Annotated in this window: 6 protein-coding genes; 3 read left to right on the top strand and 3 right to left on the bottom strand. The window is 58.5% G+C overall.

Annotated elements, in window-relative coordinates:
• Positions 1-174: 174 nt before the first annotated feature.
• The 3 genes from ACVVH8_RS24060 to treR all read right to left on the bottom strand — a co-directional run bounded on the left by ACVVH8_RS24060 (position 175) and on the right by treR (position 7,314).
• Entirely contained in the window at positions 175-3,318 is a 3,144-nt protein-coding gene (locus ACVVH8_RS24060; protein ID WP_475226728.1) for a membrane-targeted effector domain-containing toxin, read from the bottom strand.
• 94 nt (positions 3,319-3,412) lie between these two features.
• Positions 3,413-6,508, bottom strand: coding sequence for a membrane-targeted effector domain-containing toxin (locus tag ACVVH8_RS24055; RefSeq protein ID WP_475226726.1), 3,096 nt, complete (start codon positions 6,506-6,508; stop codon positions 3,413-3,415).
• Positions 6,509-6,609: 101 nt separating this feature from the next.
• On the bottom strand, positions 6,610-7,314 hold the full coding sequence (gene treR / locus ACVVH8_RS24050; RefSeq protein WP_315446713.1) for a trehalose operon repressor: 705 nt from the start codon (positions 7,312-7,314) through the stop codon (positions 6,610-6,612).
• 235 nt (positions 7,315-7,549) lie between these two features.
• Here treR and treP point away from each other — a divergent pair, with 235 nt between their 5' ends.
• The 3 genes from treP (at position 7,550) to ACVVH8_RS24035 (ending at position 12,011) form a co-directional block, all read left to right on the top strand.
• Positions 7,550-8,992, top strand: coding sequence for a PTS system trehalose-specific EIIBC component (treP, locus tag ACVVH8_RS24045; protein WP_475226724.1), 1,443 nt, complete (start codon positions 7,550-7,552; stop codon positions 8,990-8,992).
• A 44-nt stretch (positions 8,993-9,036) separates the two neighbouring features.
• Positions 9,037-10,683 (top strand): alpha,alpha-phosphotrehalase, encoded by a 1,647-nt coding sequence (treC, locus tag ACVVH8_RS24040; RefSeq protein WP_475226722.1) that lies wholly within the window; start codon positions 9,037-9,039, stop codon positions 10,681-10,683.
• A gap of 104 nt (positions 10,684-10,787) precedes the next feature.
• On the top strand, positions 10,788-12,011 hold the full coding sequence (locus ACVVH8_RS24035) for a carbohydrate porin (protein ID WP_475226720.1): 1,224 nt from the start codon (positions 10,788-10,790) through the stop codon (positions 12,009-12,011).
• Positions 12,012-12,068: the final 57 nt, after the last annotated feature.

The following is a 12,068-nucleotide window of genomic DNA, read 5'->3' as shown; positions in this document are numbered from 1 at the left end:
CCCCGTTTGTCAGGTTGCTCTGCGCGCCGACACGAACGGGGGCTGAGAGCCTGACAAGCCACCAGCGGACCATTGAACGGCAATGATCGCGCTGAACTTGCCTGCTTGCTTCAAGTGGCTGAAACCCCCGGCCCAGGCCGGATTTGGGGCATTTCAATCGCTTGCGAAAACCCTTCAGTCGGGTAGGCGACTTTGTATTTTCAGGCCTATTTCTATCAGGCGCTGCGATAACGCTGAGATATCAGGAAACAATACGCCACTGATGCGTGGCATTGATTGAAGCCAGAGGTAGGCTTGGCCGTCCAGCGTCCGATTCACGGGTGTTCGCACAATGCTGCCTGTGCTGTTGCGACGCACGAGTGTGTAATTGCCTTGCGACTTCTCGATCAAGTACATGCCATTGCGATGCAGCAGGCGGTCCAGTGTTTCGTCAGTCCATGTCACCGGCGGTGCGTCGATTTGCAGGCGCAAGTCAGCGTGCAGGTAATCGAACGAGTCGCGCGTCGATGCCCCGTTGTCAAAGGGGCCGCGAGCGACTTTGATTCCCGGGTCGATGCTGACGCCCGGATCTTCTCCGGGAAAGGCTTCTTCAATCCGCAAACCGATGCCGCCTTTGAGCTCGCTGATGCCCGGCAGATTTCTGAAGTTATTGGTGTTCTGCGCATCGACCAAGGCGATCCATTTGTCTGGGCGATTGAGGATTTCGTCGCCCCACATGATTTTGGACGTCATGCGAGCGCGCATCATCTGCTCTTCAATCGAGGTGAGCGGCACCTTCATTTTGTAACTCGCCGCACAATCGAGACTTTGAACCCGGACTCCATTTGCCTGGGCAGACTTGACCAGTTCGAGCATGTTGAACGCTTCGTTCGGATCGGTTCCGAGGCTGGTCAGATAAATCCGCAGATCCTCTGACATCTGACCGGACGTGTGGAAGCTGTTCAGGTCTGACTGGGCGAAATCACTCAGCAGGTCACGCACGTAGAGCGTCGTGGCGTGGCGCGCCAGCGCAGGCATGTTTTCGATCATGAAGCGCATGCTGGTGATGCGATCCAGGGTTTCTCCCACCACCAGACCTTTGGTTTTTTCAAAAATGCGATCAATCAATGCATCGGTCGTCATTGAGTGACTGACCTCGGGCAGAATCGGGCGTGCGGGCAGATTGGACCAGTTCAGTGCTGAGTAATACTCTCTGGCTTCGTTCAGGAGCAATGTGCGTTGGTGGTCGAAATGCAGGGTATACAGATCGTTCACAGACAAATTGCGTCTGGCCTCGCGAACCGCATCGGCGGAATCGTCAGGCAAGTTCATCGCCCACTTTCTCAGCCTGGCCATGTCCAGCCCCAAAACATCATAGAGGGTGGTCACAAGGCGCAGCGGACGGGCACTCGGCGGGACCGGTTCGACCAATGGCAGTTCCGGTGATGGCGTTGATGGGGTGGGCGGGTTTGATGAGTTGGTTGACGAGGCCGGATCAAAGTACGAATGGCACGCCGTGCCCAGACATTGACCGCCGCCGTTGAGTCGCAGCGCCAGCATGCGCTCCCACCGGCCGGCGGCACTATAGCGGACCGGCAATGAGCCGACGAACTGATTGGCGCGCTCAGGGTCGACGATAGCCCAGTGGCCACTGTCCTCGGAGGTGTCGAAATAACGTACGTAGTAGGGCTTGCCATCGAGATCAATGGCATAGGGCGGTTCGCCATCAAGGCGATAAATGCCCTGAAATTTCCCTGATTGCGTTTCTGCGCTGTAGCGATCAAGTAACTCATTGCATAGATAGCGGGCCGGAACCTTCGGTACCGATGGGGTTTGCGGCGCAGTGGGAGCGAGGACTACGGGCGAAGTGGGGGGTGTTTCGCTGGCAATGTCGTTTGCCATCTCGACAACGTCTTCATCCGTCACCACAACCTGCGCCTGATCCTGGGTTGGCAGGAAAGGTTCGTCAGCCGAGGTGAACTCGATCAACCCGGCCATCTCTTGCGCCTCGGCAAATTCAACCTGTGGCCCCACTTCCAGATGCGCTCCGGTGCCGATCAGAAACGGCACGTTGAACAGTGCTTCTATGCCATTGAGCACCGCGCCAAGGGTACCGGCCTTGCGCTCGGCGGGCGTCCTGCCGTTGACCGCTCTGTCGATGTTCAGTCCCATGTTGGCAATGCCGGCGCCAATAACCGGCAGCGCCAAAGGCCAGCCCACGGTGGCCATCGGGCCGAACACCTTGAGTCCGGCACTCAAATAACCGATCCAGAGCTTTTTGCGCAGCTCAGCATTGGACGTCAGTAACAGACTGGCTTCCTCGGACATCGAATGGCGGGCGCAAATGCGTAGCCAGGTGAACGCATCACGACCAATTTCAAGGTTGGTCTTGTTGATCAGGTAATGATCGGAATGACCCCAGGTGCTGACCAGACGATTCATCAGGTCGGTGAAGTTCTCGTTGATGGCGTGACGGTCTGCGAAAGAGAAATGGTTGAGAAAAATCTTGCAGCGCGTCTCATCATTCAATTGTTCAAGCACCCACCAGTGCAGCGCCGCTTCGTTCTCCAGCACTTGAAAGGCCTGGGCTTCGCCTGGCAGATAAAGTGTTTGCCGCCCGCTGTCTTCAACAAAGCGCAGGATATTGACGGCGATGTGACCGTCGATATCCAGCGCGCGCACCTCACTGCCGACAGGGTAAGAGGACTGCAGCATTTGCAGGGTGACGGGCCAGGTGACGGGACCGCACACCGAGTTGATCACGCGTTGAAAATCAGTGCCGTCGAGGTGACCTTTTTGCAGCGCGTTCACCGCCAGGCTGAGAAAACTGCACTTGGCCAGCGTGCGGAAATTGTCCGCTGAGTTCTGCCAGAACGTGCTCAGTTGACGGGTGTAGCGCGCGCTGAAATCGATGTTCCAGAACGCCTTCAGAACATCGCTGCCCAGCAGCTTCACTTCATTGCTCTGATTGAAGGATTCGGCCTGCGGCCCGTCCGTGTAAAAGCCGCCGTACAGGCTCAGCAGGTCTGCATTGTCCTGATCGGTGACACGAAAGCGATGGATCACCAATTGTGTGAGGGTCAACGATTCGTATGGTTTTTCCAGTGTGTGTTCCCAACCGGTAAATGTCAGAGCGCTGCTTTGCGCCGTCCTGAATCGGTGGAAATAGACATGGTCCGGATCGTTGCCCGAAAGTCCTTTGTCCGTCAGTAGCTCACTGGCGACTTCGCGGGCCGCGTCCAGCAGACTGGGACAGGTTTGTACGACGGTGGTAGCGATGGCCTTGAGGCTGGCCTTGTCTGCTGCGTTCGGCAGCAGACGGCGTTCGGGTGCGTTCATGCAGTTCTTCATCCATGAGGAAACGAAGATCGAGCATGTCCCATCGGCTCACGGGCCATGCACTATCCCTGTATTTTTCCTTTGCGGTGCGGATTCAGTCCGGCAGCCGGCTCTGCAACGTCAGCCCCATCTCGGTCAGACGATGAGACATGTCCTCGATGCTGGCAAAGCTGACATCGTTCACCAGCGGCCAAGCCGGCCGGTGCAGGGAAACCCGTCCATCGGCCAGACGCGTCACAGGTGTATGCGCGAGCATTCCTGACTTGCTGCGGTGCAGCACGGTGAAGCTGTCGCCGACTTTTCTGAACAGGTACATGCCACGTCGGTGCAGCAGGTTTTCCAGCGTCTGCTCATTCCAGTTCACCGGTTCGCTCGGCATGCGCAGGCGTAAATCGGCGCGAAGCACATCGTCATTGCCCCGCGCGGCAGCCCCATTGGCAAACGGCCCCCGGTTCACGTCGATACCCGGATCGATGTCGATTTCCATGGCGTCCGCTGCGCCGACTTCCTCGATGCGCAAACCGATGCCGCCCTTTATCTCACTGAGGCCGGTCAGCCCCCTGAGGGTGTTGGTGTTCTGCGCGCCGGTCAGTACGATCCATTTTTTCGGGCTGTTGAGGTAGGTATCGCCGGTCATGATGTCGCTCGCCAGATACGTGCCGATCATTTGCTCGTCAAAGGGCGACAGTGGAGTCTTCATCTTGTAGCTCGCTGCACAGTCGATGCCTTGGACCCGAACGCCGTTTTCCCTGGCCACTTTGACCAGTTCCAGTGCATTGAAGCGTCCCGTCGGATCGGTGCCCAGGCTGGTCAGGTAGGTTTGCAGATCGGCCGACAGGTTGCCGGTTGTGAAATAGCGGTTCAGTTCCACCTGCGCGAAATCACTGAGGATGCCGCGCATGTACAGGGTTTTTGCGTGCCGAGCCAGTGCCGGCATGTTTTCAATCAGGAAGCGCATGCTGGCAATGCGATCCAGGGTTTCCCCCACGACCAGCCCGACGGCGGATTCAAAGAGGCGGTCGATAAGCTCGGAAAGGCTGATCTGCGCATTGATCGCGGGAATGGGGGCGCGAAACGGTGGAGTGATCCACGGCAGTGAACTGAAAAATCTTTTCGCGGCGGTTTGCAGCGCAATGCGCTTGTTGACGGCGTACAGCTCAAAAGGGTCAGTCATGCCGAAGGCACCGTCGGCGTCGGGCACCAGTTGAGCGTGGGTTTCGTTCAGATTCAGTGCCCAGGCTCTTATCGAACGGCGTACCGTCGGCTCGATGTCGAAGGCAGACGTCACAATGCGCACCGGACGTGATACCGGGCTGGGCAATTCGACCTCCGTTTGCGCGGGCGCTTCGGGGGCTGGCGGTTCCTGAGGGGCGAGCGCAAGGTCGGGCGCGCACGGTTTGCCCGCGCATTGGCCGCCGCCCCGCAAGCGCAGGGCCTGCATCCGCTCCCACTGGCCCTCGGCGTTCAGGCGAACAGGCAATGAGTGGACAAATTGATTGGGCCTGTCCGGATCAACGATGGCCCAGTAGCCGCCCTCGTCGGTGTCGCCGAAATAGCGCACGTAGTATGGGTTGTCATCCAGATGGATGGCGTAGGGCGGATCGCTATCCAGGCGAAAGACCCCCTGAAATTGCCCGGGCTCGCGTTGCACATCGAGCCCGTCGAGCAGCTCGTTGCACAGGTATTTGTCAGGTATGGGCGGTGGTGCAGCGCTCTCGGTCGGCGGCAACCAAGATGTTTCCAGCGGCGGCGCAATCACGTCTGGCTCGAGCGCAACCTCGCTTTCCTGCGGTTCGACCAGCGGATCCGGCACCTCCACTGCTGCAGCCGGCTCGTTCAGTCCGGCCATTTCTGCGGCCTCCACTGCATCCACCTCGACACCCACCTCCAGCATCGGGCCGGTGCCTTTGAGAAATGGAATGTTGAACAGTGCATCAATGCCGCTCAACACGGCACCCAGCACGCCGGCCTTGCGTTCGCTGGAGGTTTTGCCGTTGACCGCCTGATCGATGTTCAGCCCCATGCTGGCAATGCTGGCGCCAATCACCGGCAGCGCGAGCGGCCAGCCGACGGCGGCCATCGGGCCAAATACCTTGAGGCCGGCGCTCAAGTAACCGATCCACAGTTTTTTGCGCAGATCGCCATTGGACGTCAGCGTCAGGCTGGCTTCGGCAAACATGGCGCTGCGGGTCGAATCGCGCAGCCAACTGAAGGCATCGCCGCTGATTACGGCGTTGGTTTTATTGATCAGATGATGATCGGAGTGTCCCCACGTGCTGACCAACCGATTCATCAGATCGGTGATGTTCGTCGTCATGTGCTGACGGTCGGCGAGTGCAAAGTGACTGAAGAAAGCCTGGCGCCGGGGCTCCAGGTTCATCTGCTCAAGCACCCACCCATGCATGTCCGCCGCGGTTTCCTGTACGACGAACGCCACCGTTTCACCCGGCAGATAGACCATCTCCCGGCCTGTGGTACTGACGATGCGCAGAAGGTTGGTCGCCATATGCCCGTCGATATCGAAGGCGCGCACGCCACTGTCTGGTGTGTGGGTTGATTGCAGCGTGGCCAGCGTCACTGGCCAGGTAACAGGCCCCATAACGGCGCTGACGATCCACTGGAAATCCGTGCCGCTCAATTGCTCGAGTTCAAGTGCCTGCACGGCACGGCTGAGGAAGTTGCACCTGGCCAACGTGCGGAAATCATCCGTGTGGGTGTTCCAGAACGTAGTCAGTGTGTCGTTGTAGCGCGAGCTGAAATCGATGTCCCAGAAGGCGTTGAGCACTTCGTTGCCATGCAGGCGAACTTCATTGCTGTGGTCGAAATCTTCGGTCTCGGGCCCGTCCGAATAGAACCCAGCGTAAAGATCCAGCAGGTCGGCGTTGTCGACGTCGGTGGCGCGAAAGCGATGGATCACCAATTGTGTGAGGGTCATCGATTCGTAGGGTTTTTCGCGGATATGTTCCCAGCCGGTAAACGACTGGCTGCTGCTCTGGGCCGCTTTGAATCGATGGAAGTAAACCCGGTCCGGATCGGTGTCTGGCAGGCCTTTGAGCCCAAGCAGCTCGCGGGCGACTTGATAGGCCGCGTCGTGCAGGCTAGGGCAGGTTTGCACGACCGTCGCGGCGATGAGCTTGAGGGCGGCGTTGTCCGCTGCGTTCGGCAGAGGATGTGTTTCGGGGGCGTTCATGCTTTCTCCATCCTTGAGAAACGAAAGCCGAGCATGGCTGATTCGCCCCGGGAGAGTGCACTACATGGATACCGCACATCGGCGGTCGAAACGTGCCGGGGTCAGCGCCGGGCTACGTCGGAGAAGTAGAACTTGTCGAGGGTGTGGCGCGATTCGGTGTACTCGAACTGCCGGCCGTCCTGCAGAAACGTCTGGTTGCTGACCACGATCACATGGCTCTGCCCGTCGAGGTCCAGGTGCAGCAGGTCATCCTTGCTGCGTGGCACGGCTTCGATGGTGCGTTGGGCATAGGCGATCTGCAGCAGCAGGGTTTGTTCGATGTAGGCGTAGATCGACTGCTCGGCGATGTCGCGAGACAGGTCGGGAATCACCTCGGTGACGAAGTGGTTGATGTCGAGAATCACCCGTTTGCCGTCGATTCGTCGCACGCGTTTGACGCGGGTGATCAGGCTGCCGGGCTCGGCATTAATGTGTTCGAGCAGGGTGCCTTCGAGCGGTATCTGGGCCAACTCGACGACTTCGGTGCGGACGTCATTGCCCAGCCGTGGATAGGTTTCCTGAAAACTGACGATGCCGCCGAGCTGGAATTCGATCGGGTTGGTCGAAAGAACGAACGTGCCTTTGCCATGAATCTTCTGCGCAAAACCACGCTCCTGAAGTAGCTCGATCGCCTTGCGCACGGTGCCCCGGCTGGCTTGATAGCTGTCCATCAGTTCGGTTTCGGACGGCAGTCGCGCGCCGCGTTCGAGGCGTTCAGTGGTGATACTGGCCAGCAGATCGCTATAGATCTGGTTGTATTTGCTCATGGATAGGCTCTGTGCCGGCTGTGCTCAAAGCCTCGAACCTTAAGGGCAGGGTAGGGCTTTGTCCATGTGGTGGATGGAAATCGCCTTAGGTTCGGGTAGGAAAATTCGCTGACGGTCTGGCGGCAATAGGCAAAAACAAACTCGTACAGACGAGTTATTGCATTAACTCGTCTGTACGAGTATTTTTCGCTTCGGCGTGCTGCCAATAACAACAATCCACAGTGGAAGAACAAGCATGAGCCACGACTATCCGAAGATCGCCAGCGAGCTGCTGCAAAGCCTCGGCGGCAGTGAAAATCTCGAACAGGCCGCCCATTGCGTCACGCGATTGCGCCTGGCCCTTAAGAATCCCGGCCTGGTCGACAGCGCCACGCTCAACCAGATCGATCTGGTCAAAGGCTCGTTCTTCACCGGCGGTCTGTATCAGGTAGTGATCGGTCCGGGCGAGGTGGAAAAGGTCTACGCCGAACTGCGTCGCCAGACCGGTCTCGCCGCGTCGACCATCGCCGACGTCAAACAGAAAAGCGCCGAAAAGATCAACGCCATGCAGCGCCTGGTGCGGGTGTTTTCCGATGTGTTCATGCCCATCCTGCCGGCGCTGATCATTGCCGGCCTGCTGATGGGCATCAACAATCTGCTCGGTGCCAAGGGCATGTTCATCGAGGGCCAGACCCTGCTGGACGCCTACCCGAAACTCGACGGGCTCTGGAGCCTGATCAATCTGATGGCCAACACCTCCTTTGTGTTTCTGCCGGCACTGGTGGGCTGGTCGGCGGCCAAGCGTTTTGGCGGCAGCGAAATCCTCGGCATCGTGCTCGGCCTGATGCTGGTTCACCCGGATCTGCTCAACGCCTGGAACTACGGCAAGGCCGTGGCCGGGCTGGACGGACAACACATGCCGTACTTCGACATCCTCGGCCTGTTTCAGGTGGAGAAAGTCGGTTATCAGGGGCAGATCCTGCCGATATTGCTGGCTGCGTACGTGATGAGCGTCATCGAGAAATGGCTGCGGGCGCGTGTGCCCAATGCGGTGCAATTGCTGGTGGTGCCGATCACCACCATCGTTGTCACGGGTGTGCTGGCACTGGCGGTGATCGGCCCGGTGACCCGTCATGTCGGCATCCTGATCACCGAAGGCGTGGTCATGCTGTTTGATCTGGCGCCGATGGTCGGCGGGGCGATTTTCGGACTGCTCTATGCACCGCTGGTGATCACCGGCATGCATCACATGTTTCTCGCGGTCGATCTGCAGTTGATCTCGACCCAGGGCGGCACATTCATCTGGCCGATGATTGTCATGTCCAACCTCGCCCAGGGCAGTGCAGCGCTGGCAGTGTTCTACATGACGCGCAATGCACGGGACAAAAGCATGGCGTCGACCTCGGCGGTTTCCGCGTATTTCGGTATCACCGAGCCTGCGATGTTCGGGGTCAACCTGCGCTACAAATTTCCGTTCTATGCCGCGCTGACCGGTTCGGCACTGGGCTGCATCTTCCTGTCGCTGAACAAGATCCAGGCTTCGGCGATCGGCGTCGGCGGCCTGCCCGGTTTCATCTCGATCATTCCGCAGTTCATTCCGATGTTCGTGATCGGAATGCTGATTGCCATGGTTGTGCCGTTTGTTCTGACCTGTGCGCTGAGCATGAAGATTGTCCGCCCCGGCTACCGGGTTGCCTGATTCCAGACCTGCAAAGGGCTACATATTCAAGAGGGAGATGCGCCATGCAAGACTGGCAGCGTTCGGTGATCTACCAGATCTACCCGAAGAGTTTTCACAGCCATGCCGGCAACCCGACCGGTGATCTGCTCGGGGTAGTAGCCAAGCTCGACTATCTGCAATGGCTGGGTGTCGATTGCCTGTGGATCACGCCGTTCCTGCGCTCGCCGCAACGTGACAACGGCTACGACATCAGCGATTACTACGCGATCGACCCGAGTTACGGCTGCATGGCCGACTGCGAACTGCTGATCGCCGAAGCCGGCAAGCGCGGGATCAAGCTGATGCTCGACATCGTGGTCAACCACACTTCGATCGAACACGTCTGGTTCCAGCAGGCGCGCAGCAGTCTCGACAATCCATATCGCGACTTCTATATCTGGCGCGATCAGCCGAACAACTGGGAATCCAAGTTCGGCGGCTCGGCCTGGGAGTATGAAGCCCAGACCGGGCAATATTACCTGCACCTGTTTGACCACACCCAGGCCGATCTGAATTGGGACAACCCCAAGGTGCGCGCCGAAGTGTTCAAGATGATGCGCTTCTGGCGTGACAAGGGTGTGGGCGGTTTCCGTCTCGATGTGATCAATCTGATCTCCAAGCCTGCAGACTTTCCCGAGGACAGCAGTGACGGTCGACGTTTTTACACCGATGGTCCGAACGTCCATGAGTACTTGCAGCAGATGCACCGCGAAGTCTTCGCCGGGCATAACCTGATCAACGTCGGCGAAATGTCATCCACTAGCCTCGAACACTGCATTCGCTACTCGAATCCGCAGTCGCAAGAGCTGTCGATGACCTTCAACTTTCATCACCTGAAAGTCGATTATCCGAACCTGCAAAAGTGGGTACGCGCCGATTTCGATTTCCTCCAGCTCAAGCGGATTCTCTCCGACTGGCAGACCGGCATGCAGGCCGGAGGTGGCTGGAATGCGCTGTTCTGGTGTAACCACGATCAGCCGCGGGTGGTCTCGCGTTTTGGCCATGACGGCGAATATCGGGAACTCTCGGCGAAGATGCTCGGCACTGCCCTGCACTTTTTACAGGGCACACCGTTCGTGTATCAGGGCGAAGAGTTGGGGATGACCAATCCGGGGTTTGAACACATCGATCAGTACCGCGATGTCGAAACCCTGAACATCTTCCGTCTCAAGCGAGAAGCGGGTAACAGCGACGCCGATAACATGGCGGCGATCATGCAGAAGTCCCGCGACAACGGACGCACGCCAATGCAGTGGAACGCTGAAGCGAACGCCGGCTTCAGCAGCGTTGAACCGTGGATCGGGGTGCCGGCGAATGCCGCGCAGATCAACGTCGACAACCAGCTCGACGATCCCGCATCGGTACTGCATCACTACCGTCGGCTGATCGCTTTGCGGCGCACCGAGACGTTGATGTCAGACGGCGTCTATCGGCAACTGTTGCCGGAGCACAAGCAAGTCTGGGCTTACCTGCGCGAAGGCACGGGCGAGCGCCTGCTGGTGGTGAACAATTTCTACGGCACACCGTGCGAAGTCGAACTGCCCATGGAGATCGACGAGTCATTGAACCAGCGTTTGCTGATCAGCAACTACCCGGACTGTCCGCGACGCAATCGACAGGTGAGTTTGCGACCTTATGAGTCGTTCGTGCTGCACCTGATCGATCCCTGATTCCTAACAGGAAAACCAGCGTTTCAAAAAACACGCAGAGCCCTGCGCGGGGGAGTTTTGCGCCGAATTCATGCAAACACACAATAAAAATAATGGGGTGGCTTATGAAAACAACAATAAATCGCAGCCTTGCAGTAGCAGGTATATGCCTCGCGTTACCACAGTCGTCGCACGGGCTGGAGTTCGGTGGCTACTTGCGCAGTGGCGTTGGCAATTCGCTCAAGGGCGGTGGCCAGTCGTGTTTCCAGTTGCCAGGGGCGCAAACCAAATATCGCTTGGGCAACGAGTGCGAGCAGTACGGCGAGCTTGAACTGCGCCAGGATCTGTACACCCTTGACGACGGCTCGGTACTCAGCGTCGACGGCATGGCCTCGCTGTACAACCGCTATAACCGCCGCCCGACGTTCAACGAAGACAACGGCTCGATTCGCCTGCCACAGGCCTACGCCCAGTGGTCGGCGATGCCGGCGCTCAATGGCGGCTCACTCTGGGCCGGCCGCCGTTACTACAAACGTAACGACATCCATATCTCCGATTTCTACTACTGGAACCAGAGCGCCACCGGTGGCGGGATCGAAGACGTGCTGATCGGCGATCTGAAATACAGCTACGCGTTCTCGCGCAAGGACAACCTCTACCAGAAGGATTACATCAACCGGCACGACTTCAATGTCGCCGGTTTCAACACCAATCCGGGCGGTGAACTTGAATTCGGCCTCAGCTACATCGATAAGCCCGACAGCCGCGATGCCCACCGTGGCTGGGCGATTACCACACAGCATGTGCAAAAGGATTTTCTTGGCGGCAAGAACAAACTGGCCCTGCAATACGGCGAAGGGCCGGGCACCGGCCTGGGCTACACCGGTAACGTCAAACTCGACGACAGCAACAAGAGTTACCGGATCGTGGAGTTTTTCGACTGGCAGGTGACGCCGCGTTTCGGCGGGCAAGTCGAGGCGGTGTATCAGAAGGACATTCGCCCGGACGGGGCTGACCAGAACTGGATTTCCCTGGGCGTGCGCCCGACCTATGCGCTCACCGAGCAGTTCAAACTGGTCACCGAACTGGGCCACGATCAAGTCGAAGCCCCGGGAGGGACGCGCAAGCTGAGCAAGTTCACTTTCGCCCCGACCTGGTCACCCAAGGGCCCGGAATTCTGGGCGCGCCCCGAGGTGCGGCTGTATTACACCTATGCCACCTGGAACGAGGCGGCCAAACGTGCGGCCAACGAACTGGCCAAAGGCTCGGCACTGTCTGATACCGGCGCCTTCGGCACTGCGCGCCACGGTGCGAACGTCGGATTGCAGGTCGAATACTGGTGGAAATAAGCGATGCTGGTGGGGCGTCGCGCTCCACGGGCACTTCAGAGAACAAAACCGCAGGTG

It is taken from the genome of Pseudomonas trutticola BRTCR10 (assembly GCF_056155105.1).
This window is presented reverse-complemented; position numbering and strand designations above follow the sequence as displayed.